At 48.2% G+C, this 23837-nt stretch carries 21 protein-coding genes, 1 pseudogene and 1 other annotated feature; of the genes and pseudogenes, 1 reads left to right on the top strand and 21 read right to left on the bottom strand.

Translation table 11 applies throughout. The features are described 5' to 3' along the window. Positions 1–3: 3 nt before the first annotated feature. The 8 genes and pseudogenes from KSZ58_RS15385 to KSZ58_RS15415 all read right to left on the bottom strand — a co-directional run bounded on the left by KSZ58_RS15385 (position 4) and on the right by KSZ58_RS15415 (position 10709). Positions 4–1697: pseudogene (locus tag KSZ58_RS15385) on the bottom strand (Hsp70 family protein). Between the two features lie 17 nt (positions 1698–1714). Then, a complete protein-coding gene (locus KSZ58_RS22795; RefSeq protein ID WP_009270364.1) occupies positions 1715–3091 on the bottom strand; it encodes a hypothetical protein in 1377 nt (458 codons plus the stop codon). Next, the gene (locus KSZ58_RS22800) at positions 3066–4217 is read right to left on the bottom strand and encodes an SMI1/KNR4 family protein (protein WP_009270363.1); all 1152 of its coding nucleotides are present in this window, start codon (positions 4215–4217) and stop codon (positions 3066–3068) included. The genes KSZ58_RS22795 and KSZ58_RS22800 overlap by 26 nt, the downstream gene beginning before the upstream one ends. Before the next feature lie 121 nt (positions 4218–4338). After that, complete coding sequence (locus KSZ58_RS15395; protein ID WP_008817126.1) at positions 4339–5289, bottom strand: bifunctional oligoribonuclease/PAP phosphatase NrnA; 951 nt, start codon at positions 5287–5289, stop codon at positions 4339–4341. 2 nt (positions 5290–5291) lie between these two features. Then, positions 5292–6485, bottom strand: coding sequence for an acetate/propionate family kinase (locus tag KSZ58_RS15400; RefSeq protein WP_008817125.1), 1194 nt, complete (start codon positions 6483–6485; stop codon positions 5292–5294). Between the two features lie 15 nt (positions 6486–6500). Then, complete coding sequence (ylxM, locus tag KSZ58_RS15405; protein ID WP_008817124.1) at positions 6501–6815, bottom strand: YlxM family DNA-binding protein; 315 nt, start codon at positions 6813–6815, stop codon at positions 6501–6503. After that, positions 6808–7779 carry a signal recognition particle-docking protein FtsY gene (ftsY, locus tag KSZ58_RS15410; RefSeq protein WP_008817123.1) on the bottom strand — a complete coding sequence of 324 codons (972 nt, stop codon included), beginning with the start codon at positions 7777–7779 and terminating at the stop codon, positions 6808–6810. The genes ylxM and ftsY overlap by 8 nt, the downstream gene beginning before the upstream one ends. After that, positions 7779–10709, bottom strand: coding sequence for a chromosome segregation protein SMC (locus KSZ58_RS15415; RefSeq protein WP_009270362.1), 2931 nt, complete (start codon positions 10707–10709; stop codon positions 7779–7781). Before KSZ58_RS15415 ends, ftsY begins: the two co-directional genes overlap by 1 nt. 285 nt (positions 10710–10994) lie before the next feature. On the opposite strand from KSZ58_RS15415, the gene KSZ58_RS15420 reads away from it, so the two are divergent. Next, the gene (locus KSZ58_RS15420; protein WP_009270361.1) at positions 10995–11648 is read left to right on the top strand and encodes a hemolysin III family protein; all 654 of its coding nucleotides are present in this window, start codon (positions 10995–10997) and stop codon (positions 11646–11648) included. 310 nt (positions 11649–11958) lie between these two features. On the opposite strand, the gene KSZ58_RS15425 is transcribed toward KSZ58_RS15420, so the two are convergent. The 13 genes from KSZ58_RS15425 to alaS form a co-directional block, all read right to left on the bottom strand. Next, on the bottom strand, positions 11959–12258 hold the full coding sequence (locus KSZ58_RS15425; protein ID WP_009270360.1) for a GIY-YIG nuclease family protein: 300 nt from the start codon (positions 12256–12258) through the stop codon (positions 11959–11961). Then, entirely contained in the window at positions 12227–12727 is a 501-nt protein-coding gene (bilS, locus tag KSZ58_RS15430; protein WP_009270359.1) for a flavodoxin family protein BilS, read from the bottom strand. The genes KSZ58_RS15425 and bilS overlap by 32 nt, the downstream gene beginning before the upstream one ends. A 19-nt stretch (positions 12728–12746) precedes the next feature. Beyond that, positions 12747–13949 carry an L-serine ammonia-lyase, iron-sulfur-dependent, subunit alpha gene (locus tag KSZ58_RS15435; protein WP_009270358.1) on the bottom strand — a complete coding sequence of 401 codons (1203 nt, stop codon included), beginning with the start codon at positions 13947–13949 and terminating at the stop codon, positions 12747–12749. After that, positions 13946–14905 carry a DNA polymerase III subunit delta gene (gene holA, locus KSZ58_RS15440; RefSeq protein WP_009587393.1) on the bottom strand — a complete coding sequence of 320 codons (960 nt, stop codon included), beginning with the start codon at positions 14903–14905 and terminating at the stop codon, positions 13946–13948. Before holA ends, KSZ58_RS15435 begins: the two co-directional genes overlap by 4 nt. Positions 14906–15044: 139 nt before the next feature. Next, on the bottom strand, positions 15045–17012 hold the full coding sequence (locus KSZ58_RS15445) for a ComEC/Rec2 family competence protein (protein ID WP_008817115.1): 1968 nt from the start codon (positions 17010–17012) through the stop codon (positions 15045–15047). Then, positions 17009–17473: a helix-hairpin-helix domain-containing protein gene (locus KSZ58_RS15450; protein ID WP_008817114.1), complete on the bottom strand. Its 465-nt coding sequence runs from the start codon at positions 17471–17473 to the stop codon at positions 17009–17011. The genes KSZ58_RS15445 and KSZ58_RS15450 overlap by 4 nt, the downstream gene beginning before the upstream one ends. Before the next feature lie 84 nt (positions 17474–17557). Next, entirely contained in the window at positions 17558–18037 is a 480-nt protein-coding gene (gene greA / locus KSZ58_RS15455; RefSeq protein ID WP_002609263.1) for a transcription elongation factor GreA, read from the bottom strand. Between the two features lie 25 nt (positions 18038–18062). Continuing rightward, positions 18063–18695: a uridine kinase gene (gene udk, locus KSZ58_RS15460; RefSeq protein ID WP_009270296.1), complete on the bottom strand. Its 633-nt coding sequence runs from the start codon at positions 18693–18695 to the stop codon at positions 18063–18065. 9 nt (positions 18696–18704) lie between these two features. After that, complete coding sequence (gene mltG, locus KSZ58_RS15465; protein WP_008817112.1) at positions 18705–19775, bottom strand: endolytic transglycosylase MltG; 1071 nt, start codon at positions 19773–19775, stop codon at positions 18705–18707. Then, positions 19753–20013, bottom strand: a complete 261-nt coding sequence (locus KSZ58_RS15470) for a DUF1292 domain-containing protein (protein ID WP_008817111.1) — start codon at positions 20011–20013, stop codon at positions 19753–19755. The genes mltG and KSZ58_RS15470 overlap by 23 nt, the downstream gene beginning before the upstream one ends. A 36-nt stretch (positions 20014–20049) precedes the next feature. Next, a complete protein-coding gene (gene ruvX, locus KSZ58_RS15475; RefSeq protein WP_009270295.1) occupies positions 20050–20463 on the bottom strand; it encodes a Holliday junction resolvase RuvX in 414 nt (137 codons plus the stop codon). Next, positions 20463–20720: an IreB family regulatory phosphoprotein gene (locus KSZ58_RS15480; RefSeq protein ID WP_002609268.1), complete on the bottom strand. Its 258-nt coding sequence runs from the start codon at positions 20718–20720 to the stop codon at positions 20463–20465. The genes ruvX and KSZ58_RS15480 overlap by 1 nt, the downstream gene beginning before the upstream one ends. Positions 20721–20781: 61 nt before the next feature. Beyond that, positions 20782–23409: an alanine--tRNA ligase gene (alaS, locus tag KSZ58_RS15485; RefSeq protein WP_148558592.1), complete on the bottom strand. Its 2628-nt coding sequence runs from the start codon at positions 23407–23409 to the stop codon at positions 20782–20784. 40 nt (positions 23410–23449) lie between these two features. Continuing rightward, positions 23450–23648: a binding site (T-box leader), on the bottom strand. Positions 23649–23837: the final 189 nt, after the last annotated feature.

Raw genomic sequence — 23837 nt, forward strand, 5'->3', positions numbered from 1 at the left:
CTCCTAACTGAAGAAGCTCACAGCATCCGCTTCCCATTCATCAAGGGCAGACTTCACCCTTCGAAAGACCTCACGAATATGCTGTGGCTGTTCCTGCTGCAGCGCTGTCTCGAATTCCTCCAGCAGGGCGGCAATCCGCATGCGTTTCTCTCCGATGCTTTCAGAATACATGCGCTCTCCGCGTTCCAGCAAGTGCCGGTATACCTCTTTTTCCTGTGATGGCAGCTTATATGCCTGCAGCTCCCGCAGGCGCTGATGAACCTCCTCCTCGCTCATCCGGTTCATGCGGTTCTGTATCACGACACGACTTGCGCTCTCTTCATGGAAGGTATTTGTTTCCACCTCCAGAAGTCCGTTGATATCATAGGTAAACCGGACGGAAATCGGCTGATATTCTTCGCTTGTCTTAGGTACTTTTATACGCACTGTCCGCACGACCAGATTGGCTGCCGCTTTGCGGTGCTCCTCCTGCAGGATCGATGTTTGCAGCTCTCCGCTTGTGCTGCGATAGGAAAACATGCGGTTTACACTGCAGGGTAAGGCCGTGTTGCGTTCAATAATCGGTTCCATCACATAATCCCTCGCTCCATCATCGTAAACAGCCAAACCGAGTGTGAATGGACAGATATCACTCAAGAATACATCCCGTATATCCGAACAGCGCTCCTTGATGCCTCCCGCTGTCCCACAGCCGATTGCAATAGCCTGATCCGGCTCATGCACCAGCTCTACATCCCGCTTCAGCAAAAACTCCAGATACTGTATAACAGCTGGCATACGACAGCTGCCGCCAACCAGAATGACCTTCTGCAGCTCCTGCAGGGATATCTCAGAATCCTTCAGCACCCGCTCCAGCGGTTTTTGCATGCGCTGTAAAAGAGGCATACAGATAGCTGTCATTTTCCCGCGGTTTAATTTCATACAGCAGTTTTTCTGATGCAGGAAAAGCTGCAGGCTGTATTCCTTACGGACACTCAGCAGCATCTTGGCCCTTTCCACCCCGGTTTTCAAAAGTGCCAGCTCCTGTGGGAGCAGCTCTTTTCTCTGCAACCCGTTTTCTTCAAGAAAGCAATCCATGATTGCTTCATCAAAATCACTGCCGCCCAGATGGTTATCCCCGCTGATGGCCCGTATTTCCACGACATTTTCAAAAGCCTCGACAATGGAAATGTCCAGTGTTCCTCCACCGAAATCCACAACGAGCGCAAGCATATCCTCTTCCGTTTGCTGGATGTGCTGGGATAAGGCTGCCGCACTGGTTCATTGATGATACGCTCCACACGGATACCGGCAAGCTGTCCGGCAATTTTGGTTGCCCAGCGCTGATCATCATTGAAATAGGCCGGAACACTGATGATTGCCTCCTCAATCCTCTCATTCAGGAATACACTGGCATCCTCCACCAGCTTGCGAATCACCATGGCGCTTAAATCCTGCGGATAATACGTTTTTCCATGGACCGTATACACCGTATCCGTTCCCATGCAGCGTTTGAACTCCGCAAAGGTCAGTGAAGGATGCGTATGCAGCCGCTGCTTAGCCCCCTCCCCAACCAGCACCTCTCCGTTTTCCAGAAAGCTGACAACAGAGGGTGTCAGATAGCTTCCAAATGCATTCGGTATCAATATCGCTTCCTTCCCTTTCCAAACACAGGCCAGTGAATTGGTTGTGCCCAGATCAATTCCAAGTATGGACATGAGCGCGTCCTCCTTTCTCAGTCATTCCATTCAACTCCTGTATCAACATCAAAGGGGCCGTAGCCCACAGAACCATAGGTATCCGGCTTCACCCTGATGCCGTTTTTATGCTTTTCACTGTAGAGCATATAATTTTTCTTATCCTTTGTCGCAAGCAAACCCCTGTATTCCATAGGCTCCCCATCCTCCTTCAGCTCTACAACACGCACATGCAGAAAATCTCCGTGGAGAAATTTCCTCTGCGTAACATCATAGATGCGGTCATAATTCCTGTTATTATATTCTCTTACGGCAAGCAGAGAAGAATAGGTCGGCTCGCTTTCCTGAAAGGGTTGCGTGAAATACAGGACTCCATCACTGCTGCGCAGCTGACAATCCCCGTCATTGCCCTTGCATACCACCTGATAATCGTAATTCAGATTTTCATCCCATATCATTTCCTGATTGGATACAAGAATGGAATTGATGATGAAAAGGGCAATACCTCCCAGCACAGCAGCACAGACGGCAAACAGCACCCGCTTTTGCATACGACTCATCTGCTTTCTCATTTCCGGCTGCGGTCTGCATATCTGTCCGTCTTCCTCCTGTCTTTGGGAACCCCCCGGATCTGTATCGGATTGCGTCCGTGTCAGGGTTGGCTGATTCGTTTCCTTGATGCTCCATACACCGCAATGCTGAACAAGTGTATACCTAGCGTCTTTTTTCAAAAGAGCAATGCAGGCCGTAATATTTCTTGTGACCAGCAGACAGCAGCCCTCTATACCCGGCTCATACCGCATAAGGGTGAGTCCGAGCGTCTGCAGCTGTTTCGCAAGCTCTGAAAGCGTATCTTTCGCCACACCGGGCTCATGCAGCTGTTCCCAGTGCTGCAAGGATGGATGAAACAGCTCTTTATAGTAACCTCCCATGCAATAGCGAAGGGCAGCAAGCAGCTGTGCTGCCGCATCACTTCGCTCAGCATAAACACAGCAGGTTTCCCAGTTTGTCAGAAGGTGCTGCAGCTTTTCACAAGCATAATCCTGCTCGTCAAAGCGATCGGTTACGCGGATTCCCTGCATACGCAGACTGCGTACAAAGGCAGGCTCCGCGAGCCCGTTTACAGCGACCTGCTTCAGATTTCCAAACTGCTTCAGCTCACGCTCCTTCACGTCCGCGATATCAAACAGGGAATACTCGCCGTCCCACTCCAGCATGATCTGTCCATAAATCTCATTTCCTCCATCCAGTGTCAGAGATTCCACATGCTCTGCCAATGCCACGGGTATCCTTAGCTCCTTGAAATAACGAAGCGCATACAGCAAGGGACCGTGATAACGGAAATCCCCTTCCGGATCCACATGCAGTTCATACAGTTTGTCATAAAGCTCAAAGGAAGGAAGAAGCTTCTGCACATAACATCAGCTCCTCTATTACAGCAAGGCGGAATGCAAAGGTGTCAAAATGCAGGAAGCCCTCTATACGCGGCTCTGCCTCTTCCATGAGTTGTTGCACCCTTTCTGCCTTATCCGCTGCCATCTCCCCCTCCAGAAATACATCCAGCGGGCGCTTTTGTACACGTGCATCCTGACTGTCATCCTCCAGCCTGCAAATATATACCTGTGTGAGTGCAGACGATGGCTGGAGTACATCAATATGCGATTGCACCTGCATCATAAAATGAAAGAAATCACTGCTCAATGCATGAAAACGGGGAATATTGTCGTGCGCGTAAAAGAAAACCCCGCCATAGCCATTTTCACGAATACGCAGCACGATATGGTTGCCAAAGGCATCCCCTGCAATACAAAGATAGCCCTGTTCCAGCAGTTCTGTAAACCATAGGCACCTTGACATAGCAGGAAAGCCTGTATCCCCCTCATGAAAGCCGTAAAACCGATCCAGACAATATACGGTTTCCCCTGCATTCTCCATATAGAAATATGTATCCGTTGCAGCACCTCCGTTGTAGCGAATCAAAAAATCACGATAGCAGGCAGGCAGAAGGATTTGCAGTCTGGCTTCAAATGCAGCAACCTGCTGTTCAATTTTCTGTTGTAAAAGAGGCTTAAGATACAGCCTGGTTGCATATAGAGGTGCCTGCTCTGTGAACAAAACCGGTTCTTCCGACTGCGGACTGTCCAAAGCAGCTTCCACACGCTCCTGCCTTTTGCATCGCAGAAACGCTTCCCTGTCCATAGAGGGAATCAGAAAGCCATTCTCTGCATCGTGCACAACCGCCTCCTGCATCACTGCGGATATAACAACACCGGACAATGCCTCCTGCAGGGCATCCAGCATACAGCACCAGTGGGCTGCCGCTGTATATGCTGTTTCACTGTCTGCTATTCGAATATGCTCGCTATACAGCAGTGGCACTTCAAAGCAGCGAAACAACGGCAAAGAGCAGGAATCCCCGTTCCATGAAGAGAGCTGTTCCTCCGGGATGCGGTATGCGTTCAGAATCACACGAATCCTCTGTTTTTCTTCTGTACTGAGCGGCTGCTCTCTTCGCAATTCATATGAAAATATCGTATCCATCCAATCCCTCTTTCTTTGTCTTAAATTTTACCATAGCCTGCACCATCCTCACAACCTCTTATAGTCAACTTTCCAAAAGCAAATAAGAAAAAGCAGCATACCCTCGTACACTGCCTGTTTTCTATTCGTTTACACGCTCACAAAGCTCCTGCAGCAGCTCCTGTATCGTTTCCTCATACAAACCCTTTACTCCGCAGGCAAAGCGATGTCCGCCGCCCTGATACCGGTTTGCGATATCATTGATCGTGCGGTTCTTGGAACGAAGACTGCCATTGTAAATACGTCTGCCGTTTTCATCCCGTTCTTTTTCCGTGAACAGCGCCCATGCTTCAAATTCATCCACGCCGCCAAGCACAAACACCTTTTCCTTTGCTTCGTTAAAGGTAAGCTGAAAACGCTCATAGTCCTCGCGGTTAATGATCATATAGGCAACATGTCCCTCCAGCAGGGAAACATTGCTGCGGATATAGTTTTCAAAGCGATAGAGCCGATAGGAGGTGGAGAAATGATCCTCGTTGGCTTTTTTTACATCCACGCCCATTTCCAGCAGATAGGCTGCCGTACGCAGCGTTCTCGGCTTTATGGTCGCAATGGAAAAGCGAAGGGTATCCGCAATAATGCCGCCGTACAGATATTGTGCACAGGTTGCTGACAGCCGCAGCTGCTTCTGTTCAAACATATAGGCCAGCATTTCACACGTTGCCCCGAACAAATCCTCGACAACCTCCACATCCGCAAAGCTCTCAACGACGATGTGGTGATCGATTTTCAGGGTACGTGCCGCCTTACTCCAGCGATCATCATCCACACGGGCACCGTTTGCCGTATCCAGAATGATGGCAAGAGAGGCAGCGACGGTTTCATCAGGGACAACGTCCATCTGCGGAAACAATGACTGCTTGCTGCCGGCATCCCTGCCCAGCGCATACACCTGCTTTTGCGGATATGTTTCCTGTATCCACTGCTTCAGTCCAAACTGTGCACCAAGGGCATCCGCATCGGGAGACACATGGCGGTAAATCGTAATGATATCATACTGTTCGACAAGCTCAAATAAAATGTCGGTATTCATAATTACGCAATCAGACGGTATGTATCACGGGCAATCATGAGTTCCTCATTTGTCGGAATCAGCCATACCGCTACCTTACTTTCCGCAGTGGACAGCAGGACTTCCTTGCCTCTTGTCTTTCCATTCAATTCTTCATCCAGCTGGATACCGAATGCCACTGACAGACGGTCACAGATCATTTTACGCATGTTGGTGTCGTTTTCACCGATTCCTCCGGTAAAGACGATCGCATCCGCACCACCAAGCTGTGCGTAGTAGCCGCCGACAACATTGATGACACGGTTTACATATACCTCTGCTGTCAGAAGTGCTGCCGGATTCCCTTCCTTGCAGCCATCCTCAATGTCACGTGCATCGGAGCTGATGCCGCTGACACCAAGCATACCGGACTGCATGTTCATGATATCATCCATTTCATCCGGAGTTGCACCAGTCTTTTTCATAATGTATGTTACGATTGCAGGATCGATGTCACCGCAGCGTGTCCCCATCATAACACCCGCAAGCGGTGTGAAGCCCATGGAGGTGTTGATGGATTTACCACCGTCAACTGCTGTAATGCTTGCTCCGTTTCCCAGATGACACGTAATGATTTTCGTATCCTCCACCTTTTTGTTCATCAGCTCTGCGCAGCGCAGGGACACATACTTATGGCTTGTTCCATGAAAGCCGTAGCGGCGAATCTTGTATTCATCATAATACTTCATCGGCAATGCATAGATATAGGATTCCTTCGGCATTGTGGAATGGAATGCCGTATCAAACACAAAGACGTGCTTGCAGTTAGGCAGATTATTTTTAAATGCATTGTATCCGACAAGACCTGCCGGGTTATGCAGCGGTGCCAAATCGTTTAAGGAAGCAAATTTTTCTACAACGTCTTCCGTTACCGGTACACTTTCCTTAAAAATTTCCCCGCCGTGTACAGCACGGTGTCCCGCACCGGTGATTTCATCCAGACTGTTTACAATCTTATACTCCACCAGCGCTTCCAGCAGCATGCTGACTGCCTTTGTGTGATCCGGAATCGGCAGTACCTTCTTAATTTTTTCTCCGTTCACCTTGATGGTAAAGATGGCATCCTCAAATCCGATTTTCTCAACGATTCCGCTTGTCAGAACCTCCTCGCTCGGCATTTCAAATAACTGAAACTTTAATGATGAACTCCCTGCGTTCACTGAAATAATTTTTGACATGTTATCCTCCTAAAGTCATTCTAAATTTTCTAGCTGTTCTACCAGTTTTCGTATCGCATCGTTTCCGACTGTTTTCATTTTATCATAAATCCTGCTTCTTGTTTCATAATTTTGCACAAGATGCAGCTTTTTTTCGTATTCCGCAAGAATATGCGTGCTGCGCTTGATATGATCGTTGACAGCCGCACGGCTGATGTGCAGATTCTCCGCAATCTCGGAAAACGACAAATCCTCCTTGTAATACAGATTCAGGATTTCCCGCTGCTTCTCTGTCAGCAATTGTTCATAGGCATCCAGAAGCGCATTCATCCGTTCCATCTGATCAATCATGCTGTAAAATATCCTCGCACAGACCGTACAGATAGGAATCAATATCAAACGGGCGCAGATCGTCCTCTTTCTCACCGAGTCCGATGTATTTTACCGGCAGTCCCAAAAGATCGCGTATCGCAATGACGATGCCACCCTTTGCCGTACCATCCATCTTGGTCAGTATAATACCGCTTACCTTCGTTGTTTCCAGAAAAATCTGTGCCTGTGAAATTCCGTTTTGTCCGGTTGTGGCATCCAGCACCAGCCACACCTCATGCGGTGCTCCCGGAATTTCCCGTTCGATAACTCTGCGCATCTTGCTCAGCTCCTGCATCAGATTTGCTTTGTTCTGCAAACGTCCTGCGGTATCCCCGATCAGATAATCCATGCCATGCTCCTTCGCATAGCGGCAGGCATCCACTAGTGCAGCACTCGGATCGCCGCCTTCTCTTCCCTTAATGCAGGTCACACCCAGACGGTCCGCCCATTTTGCCAGCTGGTCGATCGCGCCGGCACGGAAGGTATCCGCTGCCGCAAGTACAACGCTGCTGCCCTCTGATTGAAACAGCTTTGTCAGCTTTGCCGTCGTTGTCGTTTTCCCGCTGCCGTTGACGCCAACCATCAAAATGACCGTCGGACCATCTTCATTTTTATGGAAATCCTCGTCCTCAACACTGGCATACAGCTCATGCATAACCTCAATCAGGCACTCACTGATTTCATCAAAGCTCTTCAGCTTCTGATCCATCGCACGGCTTTCGACCTCATCCACGATTTTCTGTGCTGTTTTAATGCCGATATCCGCTTCCAGCAGTACGACCATCAAATCCTCCAGAAACTCCTCGTTGACGCCGGTAAAGCCAAGTGCCAGCTTCCGAATGCGTTCTGAAAACGACTTTTTTGATTTATCCAGACCGCTCAGATAGCGATCTCCATCCTTTTTGGATGAAAATGTCTGCTTTAATTTTGAAAAAATACCCATTATGCCTTCACCTCTTCCTTATCAATCATGTTGATTGCATCCTGCAGCTTCACCTTCAGCAGCTGGGAAACACCATTTTGCTGCATAGTTACCCCATACAGGGCATCACACTGCGCCATGGTTCCCGGGCGGTGTGTCACGACGATAAACTGACTCTCCCCGCGAAACTGTGCAATATATTTCGCAAAGCGCTCCACATTTGCCTGATCCAGCGCTGCCTCAACCTCATCAAAGATACAAAGCGGCATCGTTCTTGCCTTCAGAATGGAGAACAGGACACAGATGGCGATCAGACTCTTTTCTCCACCGCTGAACAGACGGATATTCTGTACGGTTTTTCCCGGCGGCTGCACATCGATATCAATACCGGTATTCAGCACATCCTCCGGATCCACCATGAACAAGCGTGCCTTACCGCCTCCAAACAGCGCACGGAAGACATCGTTGAGCTGTGCGTTGATCTTATCAAACATCTCCTGAAACTGCTTGACCATGATATCATCCATTTCATCAATGGCCTCCAAAATCTTATCCTTGGCAGCCATCAGGTCATCCCGCTGTCTGCTTAAGAATTCAAAACGCTCACTGACCTCCTTGTATTCCTGCGGTGCATCCAGATTTACATTCCCCAAGGAGGAGATTTCCTGACGAAGAATCACAACCTGCTTGCGTGCCTCCACGATATCGATCTCCGCCTTCTGACTCTGCGCATATTCAAAGGTCATCTCATAGGTGGAGCTTAAACGTTCCAGCGTGGTTTCCAGCTTTGTTTCCGCCTTCGCCTGTGCCACCTCCACCTCACGCTGTTCATTTTGCAATATATTAAGATCCCTTCGCAGCTGGCGAATCTGGGCATCCTTGCGTTCCACTTCGCTGCCGGCCTTCATACGGCGCTCCCGCTTGCTTTTCATTGAGGAGCTGACCTCGTCAATGCGGGAATGCACATTGCTCAGCTTAACGACGATATCATCCTCCAGCAGCTCGGCTTTATCCAGATCCTCCTTTGGTGCAATCTGCTCATAATCGCTTTTCAAACGATCATATTTTGCCCATTTGGCTTTTACAATCGGATCCAGCTGTGCACTGGAAATCTGCATCTGTACCAGATTTGCACTGTTTTGCTCCTTTTTAGCCTGCAGCGCATAGAGCTGATTTTTCAATCCCTCCACCTTCATCTGCTGTCCCTCCAGACTCTGCAGCACCTGGTTTAATTCCTTTTGTATTGTCAACGGTGTGGAATTGTTTCTTCCCTTACCACCGGTCATGCTTCCTCCGCGGTTGACGATATCGCCTTCCAGCGTAACGATTTTATACTGAAAACGCAGCAGCTTGGCGATCGCATTCGCATGGATCAGATTATCCGTGATAACAACATTGCCGAACAATGCATCCCGCAGGGTATCAAACTGCGTGTCATTTTCTACAAATTCGCTGGCAACGCCCAGAAAACCGACACTGTTTTCCGCCAGCATACGGTGCTCCTTCTGCATATAGCGCGGCTTCATAACCGGCAGCGGAAGAAAGGTTGCACGTCCGGACTGATTCTTTTTCAAAAAGGTGATGGCATGCCGTGCTGCTTCCTCATCCACAGTCACGATATGATACAGCGCACCGCCAAGCGCATTGGAAATTGCTGTTTCATAATTCATCAGCGGTTTAAACAGCTGAGATACCACACCCAGAATTCCATTCAGACCGGCATCCAATACGGATTTTACTGCCTGCTGATGGTTAAACGGCTGCTTTGCCAGATTTTCCAGTACCGCCCTGCGGTTTTCCAGACGGTTCAGAATCGAGGTTGCCTGCGCATTCTCCTGCGTGCAGTAGGATACATCATGCTCCAGCCTGGCCGCTGCCTCCTTTTGCAAAGCAATATCCGTTTCCAGATTTTTTAATCGCTTCGAACGGTCTTCATATTCATAATGCGCCTCTTCCATCATTGCCTTCAGCTCTTTGGCTTTTTCGGCATTGCTCGCAAACTCCAGCGCATACTTTCGTTTTTCATCCATTTCAATTTTCCGGGTTTCCAGCATTCTGGATTCCTCGCTCAGCTTGGCATACTGCTCCTGCAGCTTGTTCACCTCGCGGTCCAGCTGATACATTTCGTTACGCAGCTCGCTGTTTTTTACATCCTCGACCTGGATGGTGGTTTCATGCATGGCCTTTTGGCTGTCCAGATCAAACGCCTTTTTCTTCAGCATGTCGATCTGCTCGCTCAGCTTCTCGATTTCATCCACCAGCACGCTGACCTCAATAACCTCCAGCTGCTTTTTCTTTTCCAGATAGACCTCTGCCTTTTTCGCCTGACGCTTCAGCGGATTCACCTGTCGCTCCAGCTCCATGATGATATCCTCCAGACGACTCAGATTATCCTGTGTCCGGTTCAGCTTTGACAGCGATTCATTCTTGCGCTTTTTATATTTCGCAACTCCTGCCGCCTCTTCAAACAAAGCACGCCGGTCCTCCGGCTTCGCATCGGCAAACGCAGAAATATTTCCCTGTGATATGATGGAAAGTGAATCTCTGCCCAGACCGGTATCCATTACCAGATTGACGATATCCTTTAAACGGCAGGGAGCCTTGTTTATGAAATACTCCCCTTCCCCGCTCGTCCTGTGCAGACGGCGGGTCACCTCTACCTCCTCAAATTCGACATTCATGATATGACGGGAATTATCAAACACCAGCGTAACCTCCGCCATATTGACTGCCTTGCGTGCTGTAGAGCCGCTGAAAATGACATCACTCATATTATTTCCACGCAGTGACTTCACACTCTGTTCACCGAGCACCCAGCGGATTGCGTCATTGATATTGCTTTTCCCGCATCCATTCGGACCGACAATTCCAATCACATCGGAATCAAAGGTGATGATGGATTTATCCGCAAAGGACTTGAAGCCCTGCAGTTCAATACGTTTTAAAAACATAGATGCCTCCATTCATTTGCTGTAAACAAAGCAAATACCAATGGTTATTATAGCATAAGTTTATACTGTTCGCATTAAAACTTGTGAAGAATTCAGTCTTTTTTAACTTTTATTCATACCACATGCATATTGCAGTTCGAAATATCGATATTCTACTATACAGTATTGATTACTATATTATTAAGTTATCATCACAAAATGAACCTTATTCAGGAAAAAGCATTGCATTCCGTTTGAGATTGTATTATACTGACCACAGGCATAAGATTTACGGAGGTGATACTCATGGAGGAAAAATCCATGCGGGATATGTTCCGACTGGGCTTTGGAGAAGAGGTCGCCAACTGTGTGACTCACGGGATCATGGCGTTTTTATGTATATGCTCTCTTCCGGCAGCAGTCGTATATTCCTATAACAAATCAGGGAGCGAACTGGCGGCCGGTGTGTCGGTGTTCATTCTATGTCTGTTTCTGATGTTTCTGGTATCCACATTGTATCATTGCATGCCGTTTGGTACCACACACAAATATGTTTTTCGCAAGCTGGATCACATCTGTATATACTTTGCAATAGCAGGAAGCTATACACCGATTGCACTGACGCTGATTGGCGGATGGCAGGGTTATCTGATACTGGCAATCGAATGGAGTGCAGTGCTTGGCGGTGTGCTGTTAAAGGCCATCAGCTCAAAAAGCTATCCCAAGCTTTCCATGACCATCTATATGATTATGGGCTGGACGGCTATCTTCTTTCTGCCGACGCTGCTGTCAAAAGCAAGTCCCCTGTTTCTCGTATTGATTGTCGGCGGAGGTGTTATGTATACGATTGGCGCCTTCTTTTATGGAAAGCCACAAAAAAAATACTTTCATTCCATCTGGCATGTCTGTATCAATCTGGCAAGTATTCTGCATTTCATTGCCATCGTATTCGTGATGTGATCTGCCAAGTGCGCACAGGTCTTAAACAAAAAATCACACCAAGGGCACTCCTTACCGGCTTATAAAGCTTAAAAGATGCAAGGGCATTCCATCCAAGAATGTATTTGCATCTTTTTTTTCATATCCGACAGTCAAAAGAAGCTATGTCTTGTGCAGGATCAATTAAGAAAGCTGTTCTTACACACCATTGAGAATGCCCAACCATGGAGGAGTTTTCCTTGCTGCAGCACTTTTTCGAATATGCCTGCTTTACTACTCTTTCCCCGACTGATAAGAGATCATCAAATGAAAAATGCAGCAAGCAATGCGGTCAAACATCCTCGCTGCGATATTTCAGTTTTAGTTTTTCCGATCTGCTGAGCTGCTTGATCTGATATTCTCTACGCATGGCAGCCTGCTTGTCGGCATGGCATTCAAAGTAGTACAGCTCCAGGGGGCGGCGGGCACGGGTATAGCGTGCCCCCTTTCCGATCGCATGCTGATGGAAGCGATGACGAAGATGCGTTGTCCATCCGGTGTATAGTGAATCATCCTGACAGCGCAGGATGTAGACATAGAAGCCCTTTGTGTATGGTATCTCAGCCAATGGATTTCGCAAAAGCTCTGGCATTGGCAAGATCCTGTTCATCCGGATGGGACTTTCCGTTTTCATAATTGGCAAGCTGCTGTTTTATATGCTCATCCTGAGGATGCTCAGCAAGCATGCTTTGATAGCGTGCAATCACCGCTTCACCGACAGCACCCTGACACAGAAAATGCCCGAGTATGTGGCAGTGTGCGGCGTGGGACTCCACCTGCTGCTTCACCCTGTCATAATACTCTGTTTGCTCTGCAGCTCCCAGCGTTCCGAACAGGACAATTCGTTTATCCTTCAGCTGAGCGAGCAGACGTAAAGTTGCAGCATCACAATCTCCCTTATCCACCCAGTATCCGATGTAAAACAGATCAAAATTCGCTAGCATCGAAGACTGAAATTCCCTGACGGAAATCAGCTCGCTGTCCTCGGCAACCTCTGCGATTGCTTCTGCAATTTTTTTTGTATTCCCGCTGAGCGAGGAGTATACAATCAGACCCTTCATAAAAACCAATCCTTCTTTCTTATTTCAATGGCACAACCCTTGCCAGTCCGCCCAGTGATGTTTCTCTGAGCTCGATTGGGATTTTTCTGCCGGTATAATTCATGGTGTTGACAACCATGTCAAAGCTGACCTTATGCTCTCTTAAATCGCTGATGCCCTCCGCTAATACTGCGGCATCCATAGCACGCAGCACGCCGACAGCATTTCGTTCAATGCAGGGTATCATAACATAACCGCCTACCGGATCACAGGTAAGACCCAGATGGTGTTCGATTCCGATTTCTGCTGCATATTCAATCTGGCGCATCGTCTGTCCGCGAAGATAGGAAACCATAGCGGCACCCATCGCAACCGCCGCACCGATTTCTGCCTGACAGCCGCCCTGTGCACCGGAAATCGTGGCATTTTCCTTAATCAGATTTCCAAACAGACCTGCCACCTTCAAACCGTTGCGGAGCTGTTCTCTGGATACTCCCAGAATGCGGTGATAATAGCATACCAGCGCCGGCAGAATGCCGCTGCTTCCCAGCGTTGGAGCGGTGACTGTCATACTTCCTGATGCATTTTCCTCACTTGCGCTGTAGGCATAGGCACACAGCAGCAGTTTTTCCCGCTCGGCGGCACTTTTTGCCGTATCCGCCTTCTGCTTCAATTCCTTTGCAATTCGCTTCAGCTTCAGATCCCCCGGAAGCACTCCTTCCCTGGCTAGACCGCCGTCAACCGTCGCCATCATCTGCTGCAGGATGGTATCCATATAATCATCCAGCGGATCGAAGTGATTCACATACTCCCAAAGCGTCATGGAGTGCGTCTCGCAATAAGCTTCGATATCCTTCATCAGATGGTGTGGATAGACATCCGCGCCTTCCTTGCTTTTTTCACCCTCAATCTGAATAGCACCGCCACCTATGGAATAGACCGTCCATTCTCCAAGCAGCCGGTCCGCTTCATCATAGGCTGACAGCTGCATCGTATTGGGATGCTTCAACTCCCTGCGATTCTTAAAAAGGACCACGCATTCCTTCGGCTTCATCGTTTCGATGATGATATAATCGGTTAAATGCCCTTTTCCTGTCAGCGCCAGTGATCCAAACAGCTCCACCTCATAATGATGTGCGTTTGGATAACGCTCCTTAAACAAGCTGGCGGCGCGCTGCGGCCCCAGCGTATGTGATGAGGACGGCCCCGGACCGATCCTGTATAATTCCTTTAGTGATTTCATTGTCGCACTCCTTGTATTCCCAGCAAAAACATTTCAAAGCCCAGCTTTTTATCCAGACGCCCGGCCTTCATATTCTGATCCAGCGTTGCCAGCTGTTCCAGAATATGCATCAGATAACCGATACCCAGCCGCTGCGCCGTCTTCATCGCCAGCTGTACACGATAGGGATGCGCCTTCAGCTCATCCTTGATGGCATCCTTCCCTTTCCCATGCAGCATCAGCGCCTTCACCTCATACAGAAATCGAAACTGTGCAGCCAGCAGGGCAATCAGGTAAATGGCATCCTTGTTCAACACACACAGATCCTGCCACATATGAAAGGATTTTCGAAGGTCGCGGTCCACCACTGCATTGACCAGCTGAAAGACATCCTCCTCCAGCGGCCGGGTCACCAGCCTTTCAACAACATCACTGCTGATCACGCCGCCATACAGCTCCAGCTTTTCCATTTCGGTCTGTATGGTGCGAATATCCAGCGGTAAGCGACGCAGCAGCGCCTGCATGGCAGAGGGCTCTATCTGAAGAGAACGCTTTTTCACCTGCTCCTGCACATAGCTTTGCTTTCCCTGCTCATCCAGCTTTCGATATTGCAGCACCTTGCATGTTTTCTGCACCTTTTTTACGATTTTCTTTCTGGCGTCCAGCTTTTCAAAATCACCGATCAGCACCAGTACTGTCGACTCCAGCGGATCGTCCAGATAACGCTCCAGCGCTGCAGTATCCACTGCATGCTCATTTGCCGCACTTAGAAAATTCGCATGATAGACAAGAATGATCTTGCAGTCTGAGAAAAACGGAATCGTCATCGCGTCCTCCAGAATCACATCCAAATCCGTCGTATCCGCATCATAAACAAGTTTGTTCAAATCATTGGCATCCGGAACATGACTCCTGACGATCCTTGTCAGTGATTCCTGCAGCAGATATTGTTCTTCTCCGTATAACACATAATTCATTCTCATCACCTAGAGAATATTATAAACGAAACACACATAGATTACCATGACTTTTCGACATAACTTCCTATATATTTTCCTTCATAACAGCCCTTGTCCACCTTATGTAAGTTTTTTCCTATTCTGTCTCATGCTTTGCTCATTCCCACAATCCGTGCAGAATACCGATTGCCCCCTCTGCGCTTACATAATAACTGAAATAGCGGCTGAAGCGAATAGAAACAGCACCATCCCGGGCACTCACCAGCGCAGGGATATTCTCCTGCCTCAGACGCTGCATGATCGCTGTACTGGGATGATGATAGCGGTTGTTTCTTCCGGCAGACACCAGTGCCAGCTGCGGCTGCAGTTCATGCAGAAAGGAAAGGGAGCTGGAGGTATCACTGCCATGATGACCGACCTTCAATACATCAACCGCAAGGTCATAGCGTTGTAAAAGGGCCGCCTCCGCCTCTGTGCCGGCATCCCCCATAAACAGCGCCTTCAGCTGATCTGTCTGCATATAGGTGACAATGCTGTTATCATTGCTATCCTTTCCCTTATAGTCTCTGAGTAAAAACACCAGCGGCAGTCCTTTGATCGGCTCTGCCTTATCCTTATGATCGATGATTCGTGTTACATTCAGCTCCTTGAGCAGCTCCTCCTTACCACCACTATGATCGAAGTCATCATGCGTGAGTATCAGGGCATCCAGTCTCTGATAGCCTTTTGCTTTTACAATCGGGACAACCACCTCTTTGGGAATATTGCGGTAGCGGCTTCCCATGATATCAATCATAACAGCCCCCTGATGAAACGGCAGAGTTATCAGGGTACAATCCCCCTGTCCCACATCGATCATCAGCACCTCCCCAAAGGGATCAAACCACGAAGAAAAGGGCGCATACAAAAATAGAAGACACAAAACAGCCAGCGGCTTTTTCTGTGCATAGCTGATATAGCACACAGCTCCCTTCCCCCATAGAAAGAGCCAGAGCAGCTGTGGAGTATAGTACAGCGTTATCCCGCACTGCTGAAGCGCATCCAGCAGGTCGGCAAGCCGTGTTGTAAACGCAAACAATGCACCAAAGGAACATGGCACACTCAGCAGACAACCCGCATACAAAAACGCATAGACATAGCGGAAAACGGGAAACAGCAGCAGCTGCAGAGGATTGCAGGACTGAAAAAAGAGAAATTGCATCGGAATAAGCAGCAGCAAGCCGGTGAGACGCCTGCTTCGCTTTCTGACATTGAAAAGTGCGAGCATGCGAAAGCCCAATGGCAGAAGAAACGCCAGCTCCCATGCCATATAGGGAAACAGCAAAAGAACGGCTGCCATACTGATACCCAGCCGGTCCTGTGGATTCCTGCTGTGACAGCATAGCGTAACAAGGCGAAACAGCAGAATGCGAATCAGAGAGGAAGAGAACACGGTGACATGTCCGCACAGCCCCAAAAGCAGCAATGCAATCACAGAGGCATTGGCTTGCGAACAGATCATAAGCAGAAGCTTTTGCAGGCATGCCGCAAGTGTTGCGATATGTAATCCGCTGGAGGTCAGAAAATAGGATACATCCTCCTCATGAATACCATAGAGCAGCATATTGAGCCAGCTGCGCTGCTTCCTGTCCGCTATCCCCTGTACATGTGCATAGAGGGTATGGCGCACGCCGCTTCCCTCCTGCAGAAGCTGATAGGATTGTGCCTGTATCTGATAGCGTATTCCACGCCTCTTCAGCCAGTCAGGAAAATAAAAGCGATGAAAATTATGCAGAGATGTAACTGGAGCATAGGTTCCCTTTACCTGTACGATATCATTAAAATTTGCATGCTTTAGCCCATAGACCATGACATCCTGCCCCTGTGTATGAGCAATTGCATAGCCTGCCTTGATTTCCCTGATCTGCAATACGGTATCCATTGGCGTTTCCGGTTCCCGCAGAAGCAGCAGCATCCGCCCCTGCAGCAGGAGCAAAAGCAAAACAAACAGCGGATGTATGCGGTAATGGCTGCGATAATACCATAGCAACCCCAGCATCAGCGCCAGAGAAAACCAGATGGAAATCCAGTGTGCCCACAGCAGAAGCAGACAGCACCATCCGCACAGCAGCCAACTGTTTTTCATAGCGTGATCTGTTCCTTTATTTTCGCAAACAGCTTTTCCTTAATACCCTTCACCTTCATGATATCCTCGATGGTTTGAAAGGGCTGCTGCGAACGATATGCAATAATACGCTGTGCCATGCTTGGTCCGATTCCCGTAAGCGTCTGCAGCTCCTTTTCCGTAGCGCTGTTGATGGAAATCTTCTTTTGCTCCTGCTGCTTTCCAACAACCAGAACACTGTGATCACTCAAATCCTGTGTCTGATTGATTCCGGACACATCCGCCCCCTTCTTCAATCCGCCTGCTTTTTTCAAAACCTCCTCGGCATCCGCATGAATATCCACCGTATACACACCGGGATGCTTCACCTCACCCTTCACCTCAATCTGTTTTGTTTTACGCTGTGTCGTGGTGAGATTCACCGGTTCATAACGCCCGTAAAAGAGCAGAAGCAAACAACATACAATCAGTACTTTTTTCATATAGACAAACACCTCCACTTATCTATACGAAATTCAGCACGAAAACTCCTAAAAAAAGAACAGAATTTTTTCTGTTCTCTTCCTCTATTTCAAATCGATGACTTTTACCTGGTAAGGCTCCTCCGCTGTTTCAATCTCAACGACATCACCAATTTTGTGATCCATCAATGATGTTGCCAGCGGTGTGATATTGGAAAGCTTTCCATTCAGCGGGTCTGCCTCAATGGAACCAACGATATTGTAGGTTTCCTCTTCATTGGTAGACATGTCCAGAATGGTAACCGTAGAACCCAGTGATACGGTTTTCTTGGTCGCTGCCTTCTTATCCTCGGAAATGATTTCTGCATTCGCAATCATAGCCTCCAGATCGCGGATTCTTGCTTCTACACGCGCCTGACGGTCACGGGCAGCATCATAATCCGCATTCTCGCTAAGGTCACCCTGTGCACGGGCTTCCTGCAGCTCACGGATGACTTCATCACGTACGACATGAATCAGATTATCCTGCTCCTTAAGCAGCTCGTCCAAGCCTTCCTTGGTTACTAAAAATTTCTCATCAGCCATGGTTTCAACTCCTATTCGTCCGCTATTATACCACGTTTTCTGAAATAATACTACTGATTTTCGTAATCAGCAAATCAATGGCAACCACGTTGTGGCCGCCCTCTGGGATGATTACATCCGCATAGCGCTTACTCGGCTCGATAAACAGATTGTGCATATCACGGACAGTGGAGGTATACTGCTCCACCACTGACTCCAGCGTTCTTCCCCGCTCGTTCACATCCCGCAGCAGTCTGCGGATAAAGCGGATATCCGCATCGGTATCCACAAAGATCTTGATATCGCACAGATTACGCAGATCTTCATTCTCCAGTACAAACAGTCCTTCAATAACGACAACATCACTCGGTTCGATTTCCTCAATGACCTCACTTCTGGTATGATGTACAAAATCATACGTAGGCTTACAGATGGGCTGACGCTGCAGAAGTCGTTGCAGCTGCGCCACGAGCAGCTCATTATCAAAGGCGAAGGGATGGTCGTAATTCGTCTTGACACGCTCCTCCATCGTCTTCTCACTTTGATCCTTGTAATAATCGTCCTGACGGATAATCACAACAGAATTTGTATCCTCATAATGCTCCTTCAGCTGTGCGGAAATGGAGGTCTTACCGGAAGCACTTCCTCCCGCAATACCGATCAGTATGGTTTTCTTCATGGTCTTCACCTACTTACGCAGATTATACTTATCAATATTCGCTTCCTGCTCATCCAGCGTTCTTGCATAGTACACCTTACCGTCCCCATAGATATCTGCTACAAAATACAGGTAATCATTCGCTTTTGGATGAAGCACAGCCTGGATTGCCATCGCCCCCGGATTCAGAATCGGTCCAATCGGCAGCCCGGCATTTTTATATGTATTGTATGGAGAGTCAATGTGCGTATTGACCTCGCAGTCCTCACCGGATGTCATATCATCATACAGTGCATAACAAACCGTAACGCTGCTGTCCAGCGTCATTCCCTGCTTCAGACGATTCTGGAAAACACCGACAATCATTTCCATATCTTCCTTCGTGCTCGCCTCGTATTGTACGATGGAAGCAAATGTGATAGCCTCCTGCATGCTCATCCCGCTCTTTTTGATATCCGCCTCATACGGGGCAATCGCTTTCTGAAACTGATCCAGAAAGGTTTCCGTTATCTGCTTGGCTGTCGCATCCTTATGGAAGCTGTAGGTTTCCGGATACAGATATCCCTCGAGCTTCACCTTGTACTGCGCATTCAGAATATCCCTGCTTAGAAATGAATATTTTTTTATCAGCGTGTTCAGATAGGCATCGTCGTTCCACAATGCGAGCAGCTCCCCGGCCTTGACACCTGTCTGCTTTTCAATCAGGGCTGCCACATCCTTTGCCCACATACCTTCCTTAAAGGTGATTTTAATATCATCCGCATTCGCCTGCTTGCTGTCATTCAGCGTTTCCAGTATTTTCGGAGTGTCCCACCTTGCATCCAGCTTGAAATTGCCGGCCTTGATATCGCTGAGTCCATGGAATTTCATATACAGCTTGGCAACGGTTTTATTCCGAATCAGCTCCTGCGTCTGCAGCTTATCCAATACCGCCTCACTGGTTTCTCCCGGCTGTACCTGGAAAGAGGTTGGCGTTTCCCTGGAGGACACCGCCTTCAATCCGGTCTTATAGTATATAAATACGGAAAGTGCTGCCGCAAGTACAATGCATACACTGATGAGGGCAATCAGCACCTTCTTATTCTTCAACTGCTTCTTCATCTTCCTGGAAGGCTCCTATCACTTCTTCAATCATCTGCCATTCCGCATCGCTTTCTACCGGAATCAGATTCCCTTCATCATCGTAGGCGGAAGCAAACACTTCTCCCTCCTCTTCCTCAGGATCCATAAATACCACATATTTCTTAGCGTGGTTGTCATCCTCAAAGGTGAACAGAATTTCCATTCGCTTTTCGTTTCCGTTTTCATCTGTTACATACAGACTGCTTGAATCTAACATCGCTTTTTCCTCCTATAAAGGGGCTCTTGCAAGCCCCTAGTGTTTACTGTCAAGATAGCTTTGCAGAATTTGTACTGCCGCCATCTGATCAATGATTTTTTTGCGTTTCTTGCGGGATACATCCGCAGAGATTAAAATCTTCTCCGCTGCCACCGTTGTCAGGCGCTCATCCCACAGCACCACTTCAAGTCCGAGAGCTTCCAGCTTTTCCTTAAACATCAGGGAAATCTCTCCCCGTATGCCTACATCCCCGTTCATGTGCTTCGGCAGACCGAGCACCGCGGTTTTCACCTGAAATTCCTTTATGTATGGTTGTACCTGCTTGCATGCGGCTTCATAATCATCACTTTCAAAACGGATGGTTTCCACCGGGCGTGCTATCATGCCCAGTGCATCACTCACACTGACACCCAGTGTTTTACTGCCAAGATCCAGACCCAGTATGCGCATCACTTGTCTTCTTCCAGGTAAGCTCTTACCAGCTCTTCTATGATCTCATAGCGTTCCACACTCTGAATGATCGTACGTGCATTGTTGTGAGATGAAATATATGCCGGGTCGTTGCTGATCAGATAACCTGCCAGCTGATTCACTGAATTGTACCCTCTCTCGTCCAATGCCTCTTTGACTAAGCGTAATACATGCTTGATATTGTCTCTTTTTAAATCATCCGATTTAAAAGACATGGTTTCCGTGATATCTCTCATAGTATTACCTCCTTTTGTTTTCTTCCTTTATTTTATCCTACTTTATACAAAATTGAAAGCCTTATGACAGCATATTTTTGATTAAATGCAGTGCTTCCTCCACCTTAGAAGCATCTTTTCCGCCGGATTGCGCCATATCCGGACGTCCGCCGCCCTTTCCGTCACAGACAAGTGCCGCTTCCCGGACAAGATCCCCGCACTTGATACCGCCACTTACAGCAGCCTTATCCGCACCGGCAACAAAGGTGACCTTATCGCCATGGACGCTCGCAAGGAAAACAACGCAGTTTTCTCTCTGGGAGCGAATATTGGAAACAATATCCTTCATCGCTTTTGCATCCGCACCATCCATGCGCTCAATCAGCACCTGGCGTCCATTCAGCTCCTGCATATGATTGACAAGATCGCTCGCCTTCAAGGCAAACATGGATGCCTGCAACGCCGCAAGCTCCTTCTTCAGCTGTACATTTTCCTCCAAAACAGATGCAACCTTTTCTTCCACCTTGGAAATCCCCTTCAGCTTCAGATCGGACGCAACCGCATGCAGCGTGTCATCCTCCTTCGCGAATTCCGCATAGGCATCATACCCTGTCTTGGCCGTGATACGGCGAATACCGGAGCCGATGCTCTCCTCACTGATGATCTTGCAGACACCGATTTCCTGTGTGTTATTCACATGACAGCCGCCGCAGAATTCCTTGGAAACATCTCCCATGCTGACAACGCGGACAACATCCCCGTATTTTTCATCAAACAGTGCGGTCGCTCCGCTTTTCTTTGCTTCCTCAATCGGCATTTCCACTTTACTGACCGCATAATGTCCACTGATATACCGGTTTACCAGACGCTCGATTTCCTTCAGCTGTTCCTCGTTCACCTTTTCAAAATGCGTAAAGTCAAAGCGCAGATATTCCTCACTGACAAAGCTGCCGGCCTGCTGGATATGACTACCCACGATCTGCTTCAAAGCACTCTGTAAAAGATGCGTACAGGAGTGATTGCTCGTAATGATATCGCGCTTTTTCTCATCCACCTGTAGCTCTACTGCATCCCCTACACGCAGCTCGCCTTCCTTAATGATGACATGGGACAAATGCTGCTTATGCGGAGCCTTGATTGTCGTATCCACGACAGCCTGTACACCTTCTGCGCATATCGTACCGCTGTCACCAACCTGACCGCCGCTTTCCGCATAGAAGACCGTTGTATCAAACACGACATCCCCTTCATCACTGATGGCATCCACCTTCACACCGTCCTGAAACAGTGCAATCACCTTTGCAGAGGTGTGGCGCACATCGTAGCCTATGAAGCTGCTCTCCTGCGTGAACTCCATCAGATCAATGGACTGGCTTCCCATGGACTCCGCATCTCCGCGGGCAGCACGGGCACGCTCTCTTTGCTGCTGCATCTCAGCGTCAAAGCCGTCCTTATCCACTGTATATCCGCTTTCCTCCGCGATTTCCACAGTCAGCTCCAACGGGAACCCATAGGTATCATACAGCTTAAAGGCAGTCTTGCCGTCAATGACACGGCTTTCCTTCTTTTCTTCCATCACCTGTAACAGCAGTCTTTCCCCATCTGCCAGTGTTGCGTGGAAGCGCTCCTCCTCGGCCTTTACAAGACGAGCAATATAATCCAGCTTTTCCTCCATGTACGGATAGAAATCCTTCATGATATCATAAACGACAGGAACCAGCTTATACATAAATGCTCCCTGAATGTTCAGCTTCTTCGCGAACCGTACCGCACGGCGCAGAACTCGACGCAATACATAGCCTCTGCCCTCATTGGAGAACAGCGCCCCATCTGCCAGCGCAAAGCTTACGGTTCGGATGTGATCGGCAATCACGCGGAATGCCATTTTATGTTGGGCATCTGCATAACGCGCATCGGTATACGCTTCTGTCGCATGAATGATTGGCAGAAACAAGTCTGTATCAAAATTGGTTTCTCCACCCTGTACCAGCGCAACAAGACGTTCCAATCCCATACCGGTATCAATGTTTTTCTGCGGCAGCTCCTTGTAATCCTTACGGTCAAGCTCCGGCTTACAGTCAAACTGTGAGAACACGACATTCCATACCTCGATGTAGCGATCATTCTCCAGCTCTTCGAAGAACAGACGTTCTCCAAGACCCTCCGGATCATATGCCTCACCGCGGTCATAGAAGATTTCACTGTCCGGTCCGCCCGGACCTTCTCCAATCTCCCAGAAATTATCATCTGTCTTCAAAATGTGGGAAGGATCCACCTTACACACCTCGGTCCAGATCCGGTAAGCATCCGCATCATCCGTATATACGGAAACATATAGCTTCTCCTTTGGAAAACCAATCCATTTCGGACTTGTTAAAAACTCCCATGCAAAAGGAATTGCCTCCTCCTTGAAATAATCTCCGATAGAGAAATTCCCAAGCATTTCAAAGAAGGTATGGTGACGTGCCGTCTTTCCTACATTCTCGATATCATTGGTACGAATGGACTTCTGTGCATTCGCAATCCGATTGTTCTTCGGCTTTTCACTTCCATCAAAATACTTTTTCAAAGCTGCAACTCCGGCATTGATCCAAAGCAGCGTTGGATCGTTGTGAGGAACCAGGCTTGCTCCTGGCTCAATCATATGTCCCTGACTTTTAAAGTAGTCCAGAAACATCTGACGAATCTGACTTCCTGTCAACTGTTTCATATTTGCATCCTCCTTATAAGCATAAAAAAACGCTCCCGAATCCAGGAACGTATAGTATACGCGGTACCATCCCAGTTCACCCATGTACAGAATTCCACAGGCACACTCACTTACTCTTTTAACGCCAGATACGCGCAGAACTCCAAAGCAGCTTCCATTCTTCACCATGAAAGCTCTCACCTGCCGCTTCCTCTCTTGAATGGTTACCCGAATGTACTCCTCTTTTTCATCGTCCTGATGAACGTTATCATTATAACAAAATCCAAAAGACAGTGCAAATCTTTTATCATAATTTAAGCATAAGCTGAAGTGAAAAGTTAAATTCCACTTTCAAAGTAGCTAAGTAGAAAAGACTCTTACACAACAATCTAGTTGAATTTACACTTACAATTGCATTTAGTCTTTCATATATCCTTTTTTATATCTAT

The sequence above is a fragment of the Erysipelatoclostridium sp. DFI.2.3 genome, from assembly GCF_019132535.1.
Taxonomy (GTDB): domain Bacteria; phylum Bacillota_I; class Bacilli_A; order Erysipelotrichales; family Erysipelotrichaceae; genus Clostridium_AQ; species Clostridium_AQ innocuum.

Coding starts and splice junctions, on each gene's coding strand:
- KSZ58_RS15425 (WP_009270360.1), bottom strand. CDS start 12,258: ATGCCAGAGCTTTTGCGAAATCCATTGGCTGAGATACCATACACAAAG.
- KSZ58_RS15470 (WP_008817111.1), bottom strand. CDS start 20,013: ATGTTAGATTCAAGCAGTCTGTATGTAACAGATGAAAACGGAAACGAA.
- KSZ58_RS15400 (WP_008817125.1), bottom strand. CDS start 6,485: ATGTCAAAAATTATTTCAGTGAACGCAGGGAGTTCATCATTAAAGTTT.
- KSZ58_RS15395 (WP_008817126.1), bottom strand. CDS start 5,289: ATGAATACCGACATTTTATTTGAGCTTGTCGAACAGTATGATATCATT.
- greA (WP_002609263.1), bottom strand. CDS start 18,037: ATGGCTGATGAGAAATTTTTAGTAACCAAGGAAGGCTTGGACGAGCTG.
- udk (WP_009270296.1), bottom strand. CDS start 18,695: ATGAAGAAAACCATACTGATCGGTATTGCGGGAGGAAGTGCTTCCGGT.
- KSZ58_RS15415 (WP_009270362.1), bottom strand. CDS start 10,709: ATGTTTTTAAAACGTATTGAACTGCAGGGCTTCAAGTCCTTTGCGGAT.
- bilS (WP_009270359.1), bottom strand. CDS start 12,727: ATGAAGGGTCTGATTGTATACTCCTCGCTCAGCGGGAATACAAAAAAA.
- KSZ58_RS15445 (WP_008817115.1), bottom strand. CDS start 17,012: ATGAAAAACAGTTGGCTGCTGTGCGGATGGTGCTGTCTGCTTCTGCTG.
- mltG (WP_008817112.1), bottom strand. CDS start 19,775: ATGAAGAAGCAGTTGAAGAATAAGAAGGTGCTGATTGCCCTCATCAGT.
- KSZ58_RS22800 (WP_009270363.1), bottom strand. CDS start 4,217: ATGGATACGATATTTTCATATGAATTGCGAAGAGAGCAGCCGCTCAGT.
- ruvX (WP_009270295.1), bottom strand. CDS start 20,463: ATGCGCATACTGGGTCTGGATCTTGGCAGTAAAACACTGGGTGTCAGT.
- ftsY (WP_008817123.1), bottom strand. CDS start 7,779: ATGGGTATTTTTTCAAAATTAAAGCAGACATTTTCATCCAAAAAGGAT.
- KSZ58_RS15435 (WP_009270358.1), bottom strand. CDS start 13,949: ATGAAATCACTAAAGGAATTATACAGGATCGGTCCGGGGCCGTCCTCA.
- KSZ58_RS15420 (WP_009270361.1), top strand. CDS start 10,995: ATGGAGGAAAAATCCATGCGGGATATGTTCCGACTGGGCTTTGGAGAA.
- alaS (WP_148558592.1), bottom strand. CDS start 23,409: ATGAAACAGTTGACAGGAAGTCAGATTCGTCAGATGTTTCTGGACTAC.
- KSZ58_RS15450 (WP_008817114.1), bottom strand. CDS start 17,473: ATGAAAAAAGTACTGATTGTATGTTGTTTGCTTCTGCTCTTTTACGGG.
- KSZ58_RS15480 (WP_002609268.1), bottom strand. CDS start 20,720: ATGAGAGATATCACGGAAACCATGTCTTTTAAATCGGATGATTTAAAA.
- holA (WP_009587393.1), bottom strand. CDS start 14,905: ATGAATTATGTGTTATACGGAGAAGAACAATATCTGCTGCAGGAATCA.
- ylxM (WP_008817124.1), bottom strand. CDS start 6,815: ATGATTGATCAGATGGAACGGATGAATGCGCTTCTGGATGCCTATGAA.